Source organism: Alistipes intestinihominis (genome assembly GCF_040095975.1).
GTDB lineage: Bacteria > Bacteroidota > Bacteroidia > Bacteroidales > Rikenellaceae > Alistipes > Alistipes senegalensis.
The window spans coordinates 1-16,196 of the sequence record NZ_JBBMFL010000023.1 but is presented as its reverse complement, the minus strand read 5'-3'; the positions used below and the strand labels follow the sequence as shown (position 1 = coordinate 16,196).

The 16,196-nt window shown below is 60.7% G+C and carries 13 protein-coding genes; 7 read left to right on the top strand and 6 right to left on the bottom strand.

All coding sequences use genetic code 11. The annotated features are described in order from the left end of the window. Positions 1-59: 59 nt before the first annotated feature. A complete protein-coding gene (locus WMO46_RS14520; RefSeq protein ID WP_276762530.1) occupies positions 60-443 on the bottom strand; it encodes an MmcQ/YjbR family DNA-binding protein in 384 nt (127 codons plus the stop codon). 85 nt (positions 444-528) lie between these two features. Here WMO46_RS14520 and WMO46_RS14515 point away from each other — a divergent pair, with 85 nt between their 5' ends. The 4 genes from WMO46_RS14515 (at position 529) to uxuA (ending at position 4,832) form a co-directional block, all read left to right on the top strand. Further along, positions 529-1,137 (top strand): hypothetical protein, encoded by a 609-nt coding sequence (locus tag WMO46_RS14515; RefSeq protein ID WP_019149942.1) that lies wholly within the window; start codon positions 529-531, stop codon positions 1,135-1,137. Between the two features lie 462 nt (positions 1,138-1,599). Beyond that, on the top strand, positions 1,600-2,676 hold the full coding sequence (locus WMO46_RS14510) for a LacI family DNA-binding transcriptional regulator (RefSeq protein WP_196017394.1): 1,077 nt from the start codon (positions 1,600-1,602) through the stop codon (positions 2,674-2,676). 5 nt (positions 2,677-2,681) lie between these two features. Continuing rightward, positions 2,682-3,494, top strand: a complete 813-nt coding sequence (locus WMO46_RS14505; protein WP_349094576.1) for an SDR family oxidoreductase — start codon at positions 2,682-2,684, stop codon at positions 3,492-3,494. 156 nt (positions 3,495-3,650) lie between these two features. After that, entirely contained in the window at positions 3,651-4,832 is a 1,182-nt protein-coding gene (gene uxuA, locus WMO46_RS14500; protein WP_349094575.1) for a mannonate dehydratase, read from the top strand. Positions 4,833-4,973: 141 nt separating this feature from the next. Here the strand turns inward: uxuA and WMO46_RS14495 are convergent, their stop codons facing one another. From WMO46_RS14495 to WMO46_RS14475, 5 genes are all read right to left on the bottom strand, one after another. Continuing rightward, complete coding sequence (locus WMO46_RS14495) at positions 4,974-5,951, bottom strand: diacylglycerol/lipid kinase family protein (protein ID WP_349094574.1); 978 nt, start codon at positions 5,949-5,951, stop codon at positions 4,974-4,976. 7 nt (positions 5,952-5,958) lie between these two features. After that, positions 5,959-7,416 carry an aminoacyl-histidine dipeptidase gene (locus WMO46_RS14490; protein ID WP_349094573.1) on the bottom strand — a complete coding sequence of 486 codons (1,458 nt, stop codon included), beginning with the start codon at positions 7,414-7,416 and terminating at the stop codon, positions 5,959-5,961. 167 nt (positions 7,417-7,583) lie between these two features. Beyond that, a complete protein-coding gene (locus WMO46_RS14485; protein WP_349094572.1) occupies positions 7,584-8,564 on the bottom strand; it encodes a PhoH family protein in 981 nt (326 codons plus the stop codon). Between the two features lie 3 nt (positions 8,565-8,567). Next, a complete protein-coding gene (locus WMO46_RS14480) occupies positions 8,568-9,167 on the bottom strand; it encodes a porin family protein (RefSeq protein ID WP_349094571.1) in 600 nt (199 codons plus the stop codon). A 16-nt stretch (positions 9,168-9,183) separates the two neighbouring features. Continuing rightward, positions 9,184-10,335 (bottom strand): MFS transporter, encoded by a 1,152-nt coding sequence (locus WMO46_RS14475; protein ID WP_349094570.1) that lies wholly within the window; start codon positions 10,333-10,335, stop codon positions 9,184-9,186. A gap of 314 nt (positions 10,336-10,649) precedes the next feature. Here WMO46_RS14475 and WMO46_RS14470 point away from each other — a divergent pair, with 314 nt between their 5' ends. From WMO46_RS14470 to WMO46_RS14460, 3 genes are all read left to right on the top strand, one after another. Further along, positions 10,650-12,752, top strand: coding sequence for a cation:proton antiporter (locus WMO46_RS14470; RefSeq protein WP_195496612.1), 2,103 nt, complete (start codon positions 10,650-10,652; stop codon positions 12,750-12,752). Between the two features lie 275 nt (positions 12,753-13,027). Then, positions 13,028-14,332, top strand: a complete 1,305-nt coding sequence (der, locus tag WMO46_RS14465; protein WP_019149931.1) for a ribosome biogenesis GTPase Der — start codon at positions 13,028-13,030, stop codon at positions 14,330-14,332. A gap of 195 nt (positions 14,333-14,527) precedes the next feature. Beyond that, entirely contained in the window at positions 14,528-16,060 is a 1,533-nt protein-coding gene (locus tag WMO46_RS14460; protein WP_349094569.1) for a catalase, read from the top strand. The last annotated feature ends 136 nt before the right edge of the window (positions 16,061-16,196 follow it).

Sequence of the window (16,196 nt, the reverse complement as noted above, 5' to 3'; positions counted from 1 at the left end):
AGCAGGATTTAGAAATCCAAAAACACAAGAAACACGGGAGTTCGTCCCGTGTTTCTGCGTTATTCGGGCAGACCGTGTTCCTCAATATAGCGCAAAATCTCCTCGCGGCGGGCCCGGGGCGTGACGCTCTGCCGCAGGACCAGCAGGTAGGAGTTGCGGATCTGCTCGCGGATGAAGGCGTCGGGCAGGTCGCCCGCGGTGCCGATGCCGTTCCAATGCACCTTGTTGAAATGGAACGCCGGGTTCACCTCCTCATACCGCTCGCGCAGCGCGATCGCCTCGTCGGGGTCGCACTTCACGGCGATCCACTCGAAAGTCTCCATATCGGCGCAGGCATACATCTTGCCGCCGATCTTGTAGACCAGCGTCGTTTCGTCGAAAGGGGTCGTCTCCTCGGTCAGCGGCAGCGACAGACAGTAGTCGCGGAAACTCAGAACATCCATAACAAGCTATTTTGTGCGAATATAGCGATTTTTTTGGCACACGGATTGCGTTCCTTCAGAAGTAAAACCAAAATCAAGGTAAAAAATGAAAAAAATTCTCCTCTGTGTCCCCCTGCTGGCCCTGTTCGCCGCAGGTCTGATCGGCTGCTCGCAGCAACGCCAATGGAATCACGAACAGCGCAAAGCCATGCGCGAAGCGCTGCGAAGCTACCGCCAGATGGTTTATCTCGACGACCTGACCGACGCCGAATTCGTATTGTTCACCGACGACGTGGCCGGTCAGCTCGAAAACAGCTATCCCGTCTATGTGGAATTCGTCGAGATGCAGGGCGTGGACGACACGGTCGATATGGTCGTCGTATCGACCATCGTCGATGAACTCGACGCCGACGCCCACAACATGCGCCACATCTATCCGTACAGGGCCCTCGTCGCGCAAGGCGTGCTTCCGGCAGGTCTGGACCACTCCCAGCAAAAGGCTTTCTACACGTGCTTCGCCGGGAAGGTCAACGCGGCCTACGCCACGACGGAGCAGTTCTTCAACGCCATTCTGGCCGACACGACCGACCAGTCGCAAATCCGTCAAATGGAGAGCCAGTGCGCCAACGACCTTTTCAGCTGGGTGGTGACCGAGGTGGACATCACCGAAACGGTCCCTGCCGCCCCGGCAGCAGCTCCGGCCCAAAAGAAATAATCCGCGTAAGACGCGGATTTTAGGGGCGGCGGTTGCTTCAGGACGCTCTCCATCCAGTCCTGCGCTTCCGATCCGCATAACGCCATAACATGAGGTACCCTCCCATGTTATGGCGTTATGATGTTATATCCATACCACAGTCGAAGCGGAAATAAGCTCCTGATCTGCAAAATACCACAGCAGCCGCTAAATCCCGGCTCTTAGCCGGGCGTCATTCCGAGCGAACGAAGTGAGCGCGGGAATCCGATGAATGCGCCGTAAGGGTTCGACTTCTATTCAGATTGCCGCGTCGCTGCGCTCCTCGCAATGACAGATAGCGGAAGCGCAAACCTGGGCCGGAAACCAAATGGCAGACCGTCGCGCCTAAATCCCGATTTTTAATCGAGTGTGTGCGCACACACTTGCGATTTCAGAAAATTATGCGTAGATTTGCGGTAGAAATTCCAAACCCGCTGCCGAATCATGGCTGACAACGAAAATACGACGGTCCGCATCGTCGATATCGCCCGCATGGCGGGGGTGTCGGTAGCCACCGTTGACCGCGTGATCCACAACCGGGGCAAGGTCTCGGAGGAGAACCTCGCACGCATCAACGAAGTGCTGCGCGAAGTGAACTACCGCCCCAACCTGATCGCCCGTTCGCTGGCCTCCGGCCGCCAGTACACGCTGGCCGTGGTCATGCCCCGCTTCGCGCAGGGCGAATACTGGGCCGACTTCGACGCCGGGATCGTCCGCGCCGAGGCCGAAGCCCGGCGTTACAACATTTCGGTCCGCAAATTCTTCTTCGACCAGTACGACCGCGCATCGTTCGAAAAACTGCTTGCAGAACTCCGCGACGAAGCGTTCGACGGCGCGGTGATCGCCACGCTCTTCGCCGAGATGGTCACTCCCTTCGCACGGGAGCTCGACGAACGCGGCATTCCCTACGTCTTCGTCGATTCGAACATCCCGGAGTGCAACCAGCTGGCCTACTTCGGCACGTCGTCGTTCGACGCCGGGGTCGTCGCCGCAAGACTGCTGTCCGACCGCCTCGACCCAGGCTCCGACATCGTCGTGGGCAACATCATCCACCGCGGCGACGGAGGTTCGAACCAATGCCGCAGCCGCGAGGAGGGTTTCCGCAGCTACCTCCGGGAAAAAGGGTTCCGGGGACAGCTCCACTACGCCGCGCTGAGGCTCGACGACGAGGGCTACAACCGCGAAGTGCTCGACGAGCTGTTCCTCAGACATCCCGCCATTGCCGGCGCCGTAACCTTCAACTCGACGTGCTACATCCTGGCAGGCTATCTCGCGGCACGCCGCCGCACGGACGTTCGGCTGGTGGGCTACGACGTAATCCGCCGCAACGGGCAGATGCTCGGCGCGGGTGTGGTGACGGCGCTCATCGCCCAGCGCCCCGAGGCGCAGGGCTACCGCGGAGTGATGGCCCTGTGCGAATGGCTGGTCGAAAGACGCCGCCCCGAAACGACGGTCAACCACATGCCGATCGACATCCTGCTGAAAGAGAACATTCAATACTATAAAAACAACCTTATCTGAAAACCATGAAAAATCTGTTTGACATCCGTGGCCGCGTCGTCGTCGTGACGGGCGGGGCCGGCATCCTGGGCCGCTCGATCTGCGAATACCTCGCCGAACAAGGGGCGAAAGTCGTCGTTCTCGACCGCGACGAGCAGTCGGGCGAAGCATTGGCGGCTTCGATCCGCGAAAAAGGCGGCGAGGCGCTGTTCCTCGTGACCGACGTACTGAACCGCGAAGTGCTCGTAGCGAACCGCGAGGCGATTCTTGCGAAATACGGCCAGATCGACATCCTCCTGAACGCCGCCGGCGGCAACATGGGCGGTGCGACGATCGCTCCCGACAAGTCGTTCCTCGATCTGGAGATCGACGCCTTCAAGAAAGTCGTGGACCTCAACCTTTTCGGCACGGTGCTCCCGACGACGGTATTCGGCGAGGCCATGACGGCCCGCAAAAAGGGCGTGATCGTCAACTTCTGCTCCGAATCGGCCCTGCGTCCGCTGACGCGCGTGGTGGGCTACGGCGCCGCAAAGGCCGCCATCGGCAACTACACGAAATACATGGCAGCCGAACTGGCCATGAAGTTCAGCCCCGAAATGCGCGTCAACGCCATCGTCCCGGGCTTCCTGCTGACGAACCAGAACCGCACGCTGCTCACCACCCCCGACGGTTCGTACACCGACCGTGCGCGGACGATCATCGCCCACACCCCCGCAGGCCGTTTCGCCGAACCCGAAGAACTGCTGGGCACGATCCACTACCTGATCAGCGACGCTTCGTCGTTCGTGACGGGCGCCCTGGCAGTCGTTGACGGCGGTTTCGACGCTTTCTCTATTTAATTGTAAAACCGACGAGCCTTTTGGTCGCGTGCGACAAGCCCCTCCCGGGGGAGGGGTTTGGGGTGGGGTCAGACTTGCAAACACGGCGGAACGCCGTGACGGCCTCGACCCGAAAATGCGAACGAACGGCAAACCAAAAACGTAAAACATTCCGTTATGTATCTATGTAAGCAATCCTGGCGGTGGTACGGTCCCAACGACCCCGTATCGCTGGCAGATATTCGTCAGGCAGGGGCCACCGACATCGTGACCGCCCTGCACCATATCCCCAACGGCGAAGTATGGACCGTCGAGGAGATCCAAAAACGCCAGCAGACGGTCGCCGACGCGGGCCTCACATGGTCGGTCGTCGAGAGCGTACCCGTCCACGAGCACATCAAGACCCGCACGGGCGATTTCCAACGCTACATCGAGAACTACAAGCAGTCGATCCGCAACCTCGCGGCCTGCGGCATCAAGGTCATCACCTACAATTTCATGCCCGTGCTGGACTGGACGCGCACGAACCTCGCCTACGAACTGCCCGACGGGTCGCGCGCCCTGCGGTTCGAGCGTGCGGCGTTCCTGGCCTTCGACCTCCACATCCTCAAACGTCCCGGCGCCGAGAAGGAGTACACCGAGGCTGAGCGCGCCATCGCCAAGGCCCGTTTCGAAAAGATGGACGCCGCGGAGATCGAGCTCATCACCCGCAACATGATCGCCGGTCTGCCCGGCTCGGAGGAGAGCTTCACGCTGGAGCAGTTCCAGCAGGAGCTGGACCGCTACAAGGATGTCGATGCGGAGACCCTGCGCGGCAACCTGATCGCATTCCTCAAGGAGGTGGCCCCCGTCGCCGACGAGGCGGGCGCCATGCTGGCCATCCACCCCGACGATCCCCCCTACCCGATCCTCGGCCTGCCGCGCATCCTCTCCACGGAATCCGATTTCGAGAAACTGGTCGCAGCGGTTCCCAACGCATCGAACGGTTTGTGCCTCTGCACGGGATCGTTCGGCGTGTCGGCGAAGAACGACCTGCCGGGAATGATGCTCCGTCAGGGCGACCGGGTGAAATTCGTGCACCTGCGCTCGACGCAGCGCGACGCCGAAGGCAACTTCTACGAAGCCAACCACCTCGAAGGCGACGTGCCGATGTACGACGTAATGAAAGCCCTGCTGGAGATTCAGCAGCGCCGCCGCATTTCGATCCCGATGCGTCCCGACCACGGGCACCAGATGATCGACGACCTGAAAAAGAGGACCAATCCGGGTTATTCGTGTCTGGGCCGCCTGCGCGGACTGGCCGAACTGCGCGGACTGGAGCTGGGCATCGCCAAATCACTCTACCCCGACCCCGCCTAAGAGGCAGGGTTCAGGGGGCGACGAAGTTGCGGATGATTACCTATCCGCTCCGGCCTCCCGATCGAAGTAATTATAGCAACGCCGGGAACAGGAACAATCTCTGTTCTCGGCGTTGCTATGCTATATTTCCGGGAATGGGCCCTATCCGCAAGTTTCCCCGAGGGTAGCCCTCTCATAAAACTCGCGCCCCACGACGATCCGGACGGCCTGATGGAGCACCGAAAATTCCAGGGGCGTATGTCCCAGCGGCTCGCCGTCGATCTCCACCGACACCTCGGGCGAAGACTCGATGCGGATGCGGCTGCCGCGCTCCTGCAAGATGTGGCGGATGCGGTAGATGCCCCCGTTGAAGAGGTAGTGGAAGCGGAACAGCAGGTGCCAGAAATGCACCGGGCGGATCAGCGAAAGGTCCAGCATGCCGTCGTCGGCGACCGCCTCGGGCAGCTGCTGGATGCCGACGCCGTTGAACTTGCAGATGCCGACGGCCGCCGACAACAGCAGGTTGTTGTAGACCAGCCGGTCATCGACCCAGACCTTCACGCCCGTGGACTTGTAGCGGAAGAAACTCCTCACCAGACACCACGTATAACGCCAGCGGCTCTTGTGCCCCTTCTTTTTCAGGTGCGAGAGCTTGCGCACGACGTGGGCGTCGAATCCGGCCCCGGCGACATTGGCCATGTAGCGGCTCTGGCGGTAGTGCGCCTCCTCGTAGGAGACCACCCCAACGTCCTGCAAGAACGAATACCCCTCGCTGATGGCCTTCGCGGCATCCTGATAGCGGTTCGAGATGCCGAACGTGCGGACCCAGTCGTTGCCCGTGCCCACGGCCACCACGGCCAGCAGCACGTCGCTGGGACACACCTCCTGCTGGATGAACAGCCCGTTCACCACCTCGTGCAGCGTGCCGTCGCCGCCCACGACGATGATGCGGCGGTAGCCCTCGCGCACGGCCCACACGGTGAGTTCCGTAGCGTGGAACTTGTGCTCCGTGAAGACCGGTTCGCAGAGGATGTGCGCGTCGCGCAGATGCTTCGAGATCTGCGGAAAGTGGTCGAGCCCGCGGCCGCCTCCGGCCACGGGGTTGACGATGACGAACCAGGTTTCGGGATTGGCTGCCACGCTGCGCTTATTTTTCGGGAATGTTGCGCAGCGTGTCCACCAGGAAGTCGTAGAACTTGCCGACCGAAGCGATCTCCACCTTCTCGTCGGGCGAGTGGGGGTAACAGATCGTCGGACCGAACGAGATCATGTCCATCTTGGGGTATTTGCTGCCGATGATGCCGCACTCCAGTCCGGCGTGGATGGCCGTCACGGCGGGTTTCTTGCCGTAAAGCGCCTCGTAGGAGGCCGTCATGGCCTTCAGGATCGGCGACTCCATATCGGGGTTCCAGCCGTCGTAGGAGCCCGTGAGCTCGGTCTTGGCCCCGGCCAGCGCAAAGACGGCGGCGATGGCCTCGCCCAGCGCCTCTTTTTCCGTGCCCACCGAACTGCGCAGCAGGCACTGGAGTTTCACGGTCTTGCCGTCCGAGACCACGCGCGCGAGGTTCGTCGAGGTCTGCACCAGCCCGGGCATGGCCATCGACATCCTCTGCACCCCGTCGGGGCAGGCGACCACGGCCTTGATCAGATTCGCGGAAACCTCCTTCGGAAGCATCTCGGCGGGTTTCTCGACCTCTTTGACCTTGACCGACACGGCATCCTCGATGCCGGCATACTCCGCCTTGACGACCTTTTCATAGGCTTTCAGCGCCTTGACGAACCCGTCGTACTCCTTGGTACGGACCAGCACCACGGCCTCGGCCTCGCGCGGAATGGCGTTCCGGAGGCCGCCGCCGTCCACCGACGCCAGCAGCACGTCGCACGGCGCAGCGTTCAGGAAGCGGAACAACACCTTGTTGGCGTTGGCACGCTGGCAGATGATCTGGATGCCCGAGTGGCCGCCCTTGAGCCCCTTGACGGAGATTTTCGCCGCCGTGTAATTGCGGGCGGGCGTCGGCTCGGCCTTATACTTAAAGGCAATGTTGGCGTCGAGACCTCCGGCGCAGCCCACGTAGAGCTCGCCCTCCTCCTCGGAATCGAGGTTCAGCAGGATGTCGCCTTTGAGAAGCCCTTTTTTCAGTCCGAAAGCGCCGTCCATGCCGGTCTCCTCAGTGGCCGTGAAAAGCGCCTCCAGCGGGCCGTGCTTCAACGTCTTGTCCTCCAGCACCGCGAGGATCGCCGCCGCGCCGATGCCGTTGTCGGCGCCCAACGTCGTGCCGTCGGCCGTCACCCACTCGCCATCGACATAGGCGTCGATGGGGTCCTTCGTGAAGTCGAACTGCTTGTCGTTGTTCTTCTGCGGCACCATGTCGAGGTGCGCCTGTAAGATCACGCCCTTGCGGTTCTCCATGCCTTTCGAGGCGGGTTTCGAGACATAGACGTTGTGCGCCGAATCCTCCTTGCATGCGAGGCCCTGCGCGCGGGCGAAATCGAGGATGTATTTGCGGATCTTCTCCTCGTGGTGCGAGGGACGCGGAATGCGGACGATCTCCGCGAAATGTTTCCAGACGAGCGCCGGTTTCAGCGCAGCCAAATTCTTGTCCATAACGTAGTTTTTAATTTTTATCGTTCAATTTTTCACAAATTTGCCTTAAATCCTTATCACGTCTCCATCCGGTTCTGCGCCTTCCCCGTCATTGCGAGGCATCGCAAATGCCGTGGCAATCTGAGCGAAAGTCGTGACCTCACAACGCTTCCATCGGATTCCCACGCTCACTCACGTTCGCTCGGAATGACATGCTCCTCACCCGTCACCTTGTCGAACGCATCGACGATGTATTTCACCAGCGGGTGCCGCACGATGTCGCGCTTGTCGAACTCCACGATGCCGATGCCCGGAACGCTGCGCAGGATCTCCATCGTGCGCACCAGTCCGCTGTCGCTCCGGCGGGGCAGGTCGATCTGCGTCACGTCACCCGTGACGATGAACCGCGCGTTGCGGCCCATGCGCGTGAGAAACATCTTGATCTGCGACAGCGTGGTGTTCTGCGCCTCGTCGAGGATGACGAAGGCGTTGTCCAGCGTGCGGCCGCGCATGTAGGCCAGCGGCGCGATCTGCACGGTGCCGTCCTCCAGGAATTTCTGGAGCTTCGCGGGCGGGATCATGTCGTTCAGCGCGTCGTACAAAGGTTGCAGGTAGGGATCGAGCTTCTCCTTCATGTCGCCGGGCAGGAATCCCAGCTTCTCGCCCGCCTCGACGGCCGGGCGCGTGAGGATGATGCGCCGCACCTGCCGCTCTTTCAGGGCGCGGACGGCCAGCGCAATGGCCGTGTAGGTCTTGCCCGAACCGGCGGGCCCCACGGCGAACAACAGGTCGTTCTTGTCGTAGAGTTTGACGAGCCGCTGTTGATTGACGGTCCGGGCGCGGACGATGTTGCCGCTGTTGCCGTAGACGATCACGTCCTTATCGACCGGAGCGTCGTCCGGCACGATGCCGCCCGAGAAACACTGGTCGATGACCTGCGACGAGATGTGCCCGTATTTGAGGTAATAGGCCACCAGCGAATCCATGCGTTTGGCGAAACGCTGCGTCTCGGCCTCGGAGCCGAGGACCTTGAGCGACGAGCCGCGGGCCACGATCTTCAACGCGGGATAGAGCGATTTGATCTGTTCGAGGTAGGCGTTCTGCGCCCCGTACAGCTCGCGGGGATCGACGCCTTCGATGAGAATTTCCTTTCCGACAGTTTCCGTCATAGATCAGAACAAATAACCGAAGCTGAGCGCAACATTATAGGTACGGAGTTTATCGAGCTGGCTTCCGTCGGGCAGCACCACCTCGTGCTTCGAGCGGAACTGGCCGTTGTAACGCAGGTCGATCAGCAGGTGGCGCATCAGCACCACCCCGGCCCCGACCGTGTAGGAGAGCGTCGGACGGACGCGCCCGAAGAAGTCCTGCAAATCGCCGCCCGACTTCTGCTTGCAGTCGTTCATCACCGTGAAGACCGGGCCGGCGTAGATGCGCACGGGATTCAGCAGGCGGAACGACGCCAGCACCGGCACGTCGATCGAATTGGATTTGAGGTTGATCTCCTTGCCGCCCTCGGGACGGATGCGGAGCCCCTGGCGAACGTAGAGTATCTGCGGCTCGACGGCGAAAGCCCCGAGATTGACGGCCGTGACGATACCGGCCTGCCAGCCCAATTTGTTCTTGACATCGGTCTTGTCCATATTGGTCGTGTAATCGGGGATGTTGATACCCCCGACGACACCCCACTCCACCCGGGTGCGGGGCCGCTGTGCGGCGGTGCTCAGCACGGCGGCCGCAAACAAAACGCTCAGCAGAATTTTTCGGGTCATAAGTAATTTTTAATTCTTAATTTTTAATTCTTAATTTGAAGGAAGCCCAGAGCATGTAGCCGATGCAGGCTGCGACGAACAGCATCCCCACATGCGGATTGCCCGAGAGGCGGATGATCGCGCCGCAGACGGGTCCCGAGACGGCTCCGGCAGCGATGGCCATGATCATCAGCCCGGCCACCTCGTTGGCCTTTCCGGGCACGGCCTTGGTGGCCACGGCGTAGAACGTGGCGAAGACGCACGCCATGCCGAAGCCCAGCAGTCCGACGGCGGCATAGATTGCCGCCTCGTTGCGCACGAACAACAGCGCCGCGCACAGCGCCAGCGCCCCGGCCATGTTCCAGGAGAGGTATTTCACGTCGGAAACGCGCACCAACACCCAGGCGCCGACGATCGTACCGACGATACGGCAGGCGTAGAATCCCGTGGTGGTGAGGATCGACGAGGGGTTGTCGATCAGCCGCACCGAGAGGAACCCGATGCCCACGTCGGCGGCGATGAAGCAGGCCACGCCGAGCGTCGAGAGCAGCACGGCACGGTTTTTCAACAGCCGGAAGCAGTCGGCCAGCGACGCCGAGCGTCCCGTCTGCACGGGTTCCGGCACCGAGGTCAGTTGCAGCCAGACGCCGCCCGCGACGGTCAGTCCGGCGTAGATCGGCAGCAGAAGCCGCCACGAACCCGTCAGGGCGACCAGCCCGGTGACGATCGGGGCCAACAGCAGGAGCGAGGTGTTGCGGAATATCTGCCCGACGGTCAGGTAACTGGTCATCCGCTCGCCGGGAACGATGGTCGCCAGCAGCGGGTTGACGGCCACCTGAATCGCCGTGTTGCCGATGCCCAGCAGGCCGAAGCCCGCGAAATACCACCCCAGGGCGCAGTCGGCGCCCGCGGCGAAGGGCACCATCAGCCCCGCGATCGTGAAGCCGTAGCCGATGAGCGCCGTGGCCTTGCGCCCCCAGCGGTTCATCAGCGCGGCGACCGGGGTCGAGAGCACCAGGAACCAAAGGAAAACCATCGTCGGCAGGAAGCTCACGGCAGCCTGCCGGTCGGCCGGGAATTCGGCGGCAATGCGGCCCGTGATCGGCGCCACCATGTCGCAGAACCCCATGATGAAAAAGCCCGCAAGCACGGGACCGAGCAACTTTCTATCGACTTTGTCTACGCTCATCCGAGACGGAATTTCGGGTTTCAAATTTTTCAAAGTTACGTTTTTTTCCTTAAAAAACGCTTTCGGGACACCGATTATTTCCCGATTGCGTATCTTTGCAGCCGGCAATGAACAAAAAACGTGCAAGATACGCCCCGTCCGCACAAAGCCTCCCGTCCGTTTGGGAATAACCGCGGATTTTATTATATTTGGTGTCGTAACGACACTCTGTATATATCAATCGGAGCGTTTCGCCGAACCGCACGCACCCCGGGTTTGGCGCTGTCCGTTCTTTTCGCTATATTTGATTCGTAACGACACTTTGACTTATGCCTATGCTGTTGCTCGCACATATAAACCTGACGCTGCCGCTCGAAGACCCGATCCTGAAATTCATGCTGATCCTGGTCATCATCCTCACGGCTCCGCTGCTGCTGAACAAACTCAAAATCCCCTATTTGCTGGGGCTCATCATCGCGGGCGCGGTGATCGGCCCCCACGGCCTGAACCTCGTGCTGCGCGACAGCAGCATCATTCTCTCGGGAACGGCCGGCCTGCTCTACATCATGTTCCTCTCGGGATTGGACATGGACATGTCCGATTTCAAGAAAAACAGCTGGCGAAGCCTCGTCTTCGGCCTCTACACCTTCTGCGTGCCGCTCGCCCTGGGCATCCTGGCCGGGCATTACGTCCTGGGATTCCCGATCTACTCCTCGATCCTGCTCGCCGGGCTCTTCGCCTCGCAGACGCTCATCGCCTACCCCATCGTCAGCAAACTCGGCATCGCCCGCGACAAGGCCGTCACCATAGCCGTCGGCGGCACGGTCATCACCGACACGCTGGCCCTGCTGCTGCTCACCGTGATCGTCGGCATGGCCACGGGCAACGTGGACGAAATGTTCTGGTGGCGGCTCGGCGGCTCGGTGCTCCTCTGCATCGCCATCATCGTCTTTCTCTTCCCGCTGCTGGCCCACTGGTTCTTCAAACAGTGCAGCGACAACGTTTCGCAGTATATCTTCGTGCTGGTGATGGTCTTTCTGGGCGCCTACCTCGCCCAGCTGGCGGGATTGGAGCCGATCATCGGCGCATTCCTCTCGGGACTGGCCCTCAACCGTCTGATCCCCCGCACCTCGCCGCTGATGAACCGCATCGAATTCGTCGGCAACGCCATCTTCATCCCCTTCTTCCTGATCGGAGTGGGCATGCTCATCGACTACCGCGCCTTCTTCCGCGACTGGGAGAGCCTCGAGGTGGCGGCCGTCATGATCGTGCTCATCACCGCGGCGAAATTCATCGCGGCGTGGCTCACCCAGAAGACCTTCCGCCTCTCGCGCGACCAGCGGACGGTGATCTTCGGCCTGAGCTCGGCCCACGTGGCGGCGACACTGGCCGCCGTGATGGTGGGCTACAACGTCATCCTGGGCCACACGCCCGACGGCGAACCGATCCGTCTGCTCAGCGAGAGCGTGCTCAACGGCACAATCCTGATGATTCTGGCCACGTGCACCGTCTCGACTTTCGCCACGCAGCGCGGCGCCCACAACATCGCCATCCGCAACACGCACGATCCCGAGGAGAAGAGCCCCAAACGGGAGGACCACATCCTGATCCCGGTGGCCGACGAAGGCACGGCCAACGAACTGGTCGGGCTGAGCGCCATGCTCAAACGGGCCAAGGAGCCCAACGGACTCTACGCCCTGCATGCGGTGGACAACCAGATCGAGGACCCCAACGTCGAAAAACGGGCCCAAAAGATCCTCGATGCGGCGGCCACGGCGGCTGCGTCGGGCGACATCTATTTGCAGGAGCTGCTGCGCTACGACGTGAACATCTCCAACGCCATCGTCAGCGTGGTCCGCGAACGCAACATCACCGACATCGTGATGGGCATGCACCACGGAGCGCCCGCCGTCCCGGGCATACCCGCGATTCCGGGCATCCACGGCGGCACGGGCCCGGGCATCGGCAAGATGGCCGCCGACGTGCTGGCGCGGAGCAACGTCACGACCTTCATCTACCACCCCGCACAACCCCTGACGACCATCAAACGCCACCTGATCGTGGTGCCCGAGAAGGCCGAGCAGGAGGCGGGATTCCAGATGTGGCTGCGCCGCATCCGTTATCTGGCCGAGAATTCGGGCGTCAAGATCGTGGTCTTCGCCCCGGCGACGACGATGGAGTACCTGCGTCCGAAAGGCCGCAAACGCACGGCGAACCTCGATTTCGTGCCGTTCGAACTGTGGGACGACCTGCCGTCGCTCGAACACGACCTGCGCGACGACGACTGTCTGTGGTTCGTGATGAGCCGCCGCGAAAGGGTCTCCTACCACCCCGCCATGAGCCGCATCCCGGCCATGCTCGAACACGTTTTCGCCGCATACAGCTCCGTGCTGCTCTATCCCGTGCAGGCGGGCGACACCGAAAGCCGGTATATCTGACGGAAATAAATTTGGCATTCCCCCCGGTTTGCGCTATCTTTGGTGCCGTAACGGCACTTTTAGAAAGAGTAAGGGCGTTTTGCCCTATCCGTTTTTCGTATCTTTGGCTTCGCCTTAGATACTCCGTCTCGGAAAAAATGCAGGCGAGCTTGCTTTTTTCTCTCGGCTTATTCGTATTTTGGCTGCCGCCGAAGATACTTTCGCTCGGCAAAATGCAGGTAAACTTGCTTTTGCCCTCGCTTATTCGTATCTTTGCCGTAAAATAAAAAAGGAATATGAGCCTTGTAGCAATCGTTGGCCGTCCGAACGTCGGCAAAAGCACCCTCTTCAACCGCCTCGTGGGCGAGCGGAAGGCGATCGTCGATGCGACGGCCGGAACCACCCGCGACCGCCACTACGGCAAAACGGACTGGAACGGCAAAGAGTTCTCCGTGATCGACACCGGCGGGTACACCGTCAATTCGGAGGACATCTTCGAAGACGAAATCCGCCGTCAGGTGCTGCTGGCCATCGACGAGGCCGACGTGATCCTCTTCCTCGTGGAGGTCCGGACAGGCATCACCGACCTCGACATGATGATGGCCGACATCCTGCGCCGCACCTCGAAAAAGGTGATCCTCGTCTGCAACAAAGTCGATAACAACGACCAGATCTACTCGTCGCACGAGTTTTACGCACTCGGGCTGGGCGATCCCTACTGCATCTCGTCGATGTCGGGAACCGGCACGGGCGACCTGATGGACGCTATCCTGGCCGCCCTGCCCGCCGAAGCCGCCGCCGAGGAGGACGACGATCTGCCCCACATCACCATCGTAGGGCGTCCCAACGTCGGGAAATCGTCGCTCACCAACGCCCTGCTGGGCGAAGAGCGCAACATCGTGACCTCGATCGCCGGAACCACCCGCGACTCGATCCACACGCGCTACAACAAATTCGGGATGGATTTCTACCTCGTCGATACGGCCGGCATGCGCAAGAAGGGCAAGACGATGGAGGACCTCGAATTCTACTCGGTGATGCGCTCGATCCGGGCCATCGAGAATTCGGATGTCTGCATCCTGATGATCGACGCCCAGCAGGGGCTCGAATCGCAGGACCTGAACATCCACAACCTGATCGTCCGCAACCGCAAAGGATGCGTCATCGTGGTCAACAAATGGGACCTGGTCGAGAAGGACAGCAACACGATGAAGGAGTGGACGGAGTTTCTGAAAAAGAAGTTCGCGCCGTTCAACGACATTCCGATCATCTTCACCTCGGTCCTGAACAAACAGCGCATCTTCGACGTGCTGCAAACCGCGATCCGCGTCCACCAGTCGCGCAAACGGCGCATCCCGACCTCGGAGCTCAACGATTTTCTGCTGCCGCTGATCGAGAACTACCCGCCCCCCGCGACCAAGGGCAAATACATCAAGATCAAATACGTCACCCAGCTGCCGACGCCGACGCCGCAGTTCGCGTTCTTCGTCAACCTGCCGCAGTACATCAAGGAGCCCTACCGCCGCTTCCTCGAAAACAACATGCGGGAAAAATGGGATTTTTCGGGAGTGCCGATGCAAATCTACTTCCGACAGAAATAAGGCGGCCCCGCGCACGGGCAACCGTCAAAAACCTCTCCTGTCACGGGAGAGGTTTTTTCATGCCTGTTCCGTCCGGGCACAATATTGGCTGTTATCAGCTTAAATCATTGTGCTATCGATCATTCGATTGCCATTCACAGAATCATGTCGTATATTTACACGAAACCATCCTGTCTCCGTTAAATGAAAAGCATTATGGACAAAAAGAAACTGACAGCCGAGAACGGCCGGCCGATCGCCGACAATCAGAACATTCAGACCGCAGGCGTCCGGGGACCCGTGACGCTGCAAGATCCGTGGTTCCTCGAAAAACTCGCTCATTTCGACCGCGAGGTCATTCCCGAACGGCGCATGCACGCCAAGGGTTCCGGTGCATTCGGCACCTTTACGGTCACGCAGGACATCACCCGATACACGCGCGCCTCGATCTTCGCCCAGGTCGGCAAAAAGACCGAATGCTTCGTGCGCTTCTCGACCGTGGCCGGCGAACGCGGCGCAGCCGATGCGGAGCGCGACATCCGAGGCTTCGCCATGAAATTCTACACCGATACGGGCAACTGGGACCTCGTGGGCAACAACACCCCGGTATTCTTCCTGCGCGACCCGCTGAAATTCCCCGACCTGAACCATGCCGTGAAACGCGACCCGCGCACCAACCTGCGCTCGGCCAACAACAACTGGGATTTCTGGACCCTGCTGCCCGAAGCGCTGCATCAGGTGACGATCACCATGTCGCCGCGGGGCATTCCGGCCTCGTACCGCCACATGCACGGATTCGGAAGCCACACGTACAGTTTCTACGACAAGGACAACCGGCGCACCTGGGTGAAGTTCCACCTCAGGACCCAGCAGGGCATCAAAAACCTGACCGACGCCGAGGCCGAAGCCCTCGTAGGCAAAGACCGCGAATCGCACCAGCGCGACTTGTACGACGCCATCGAACGCGGCGATTTCCCGCGCTGGACGATGTACGTGCAACTGATGACCGAAGAGGAGGCCCGCAACTACAAGCTCAATCCGTTCGACCTGACAAAAGTATGGTATCACAAGGATTTCCCGCTGCATGAAGTCGGCGTCCTGGAGTTGAACCGCAATCCGGAGAACTACTATGCGGATGTCGAACAGTCGGCGTTCAACCCCATGAACATCGTCGAGGGCATCGGTTTCTCGCCCGACAAGATGTTGCAGGGCCGTCTGTTCTCCTACGGCGACGCGCAGCGTTACCGACTGGGCGTGAACCTCATGGAGATTCCCGTGAACAAACCCCGCTGTCCGTACCACGCGTTCCACCGCGACGGGCGGATGCGCACCGACGGCAACTACGGTTCGGCCAAAAGCTACGAACCCAACAGCTACGGCGAATGGCAGGACAATCCCGTCCTCAAAGAGCCGCCCCTGGCCGTGAACGGCGACGTATTCAACTACGACGAACGCGAGCTGGACGACGATTATTTCACCCAGCCCGGACTGCTGTGGCGCATAATGTCGCCCGAGGACCAGCAGGCGACCTGCGAGAACACGGCGCGCGCCATAAGCGATGCCGAACTGTTCATCAAACAGCGCCATGTGCGTCACTGCTACTACGCCGACCCGGCCTACGGCAAGGGCGTGGCCGAAGCGCTCGGAATCTCGCTCGAAGAGGCGCTCAAAGCCGAAGACCCCGCACATCCCGCGTGGGACCCCCGCCGGCGTAAGACGCCGGTTTTAGAGGGCGAAGGACGGTATTAACGCTGGTCCACCTTCCTGCGCCACCGGCGTAAGACGCCGGTTTTAGAGGGCGAAGGACGGTATTAACGCTGGTCCACCTTCCTGCGCCACCGGCGTAAGACGCCGGTTTTAGAGGGCGAAGGACGGTATTAACGCT

Excerpts from the sequence above, each read along its gene's own strand:
- WMO46_RS14460 (WP_349094569.1), top strand. The coding sequence starts at position 14,528 with ATGGACAAAAAGAAACTGACAGCCGAGAACGGCCGGCCGATCGCCGAC.
- WMO46_RS14510 (WP_196017394.1), top strand. The coding sequence starts at position 1,600 with ATGGCTGACAACGAAAATACGACGGTCCGCATCGTCGATATCGCCCGC.
- WMO46_RS14470 (WP_195496612.1), top strand. The coding sequence starts at position 10,650 with ATGCTGTTGCTCGCACATATAAACCTGACGCTGCCGCTCGAAGACCCG.
- WMO46_RS14475 (WP_349094570.1), bottom strand. The coding sequence starts at position 10,335 with ATGAGCGTAGACAAAGTCGATAGAAAGTTGCTCGGTCCCGTGCTTGCG.
- WMO46_RS14490 (WP_349094573.1), bottom strand. The coding sequence starts at position 7,416 with ATGGACAAGAATTTGGCTGCGCTGAAACCGGCGCTCGTCTGGAAACAT.
- der (WP_019149931.1), top strand. The coding sequence starts at position 13,028 with ATGAGCCTTGTAGCAATCGTTGGCCGTCCGAACGTCGGCAAAAGCACC.
- uxuA (WP_349094575.1), top strand. The coding sequence starts at position 3,651 with ATGTATCTATGTAAGCAATCCTGGCGGTGGTACGGTCCCAACGACCCC.
- WMO46_RS14485 (WP_349094572.1), bottom strand. The coding sequence starts at position 8,564 with ATGACGGAAACTGTCGGAAAGGAAATTCTCATCGAAGGCGTCGATCCC.
- WMO46_RS14480 (WP_349094571.1), bottom strand. The coding sequence starts at position 9,167 with ATGACCCGAAAAATTCTGCTGAGCGTTTTGTTTGCGGCCGCCGTGCTG.
- WMO46_RS14515 (WP_019149942.1), top strand. The coding sequence starts at position 529 with ATGAAAAAAATTCTCCTCTGTGTCCCCCTGCTGGCCCTGTTCGCCGCA.
- WMO46_RS14520 (WP_276762530.1), bottom strand. The coding sequence starts at position 443 with ATGGATGTTCTGAGTTTCCGCGACTACTGTCTGTCGCTGCCGCTGACC.
- WMO46_RS14505 (WP_349094576.1), top strand. The coding sequence starts at position 2,682 with ATGAAAAATCTGTTTGACATCCGTGGCCGCGTCGTCGTCGTGACGGGC.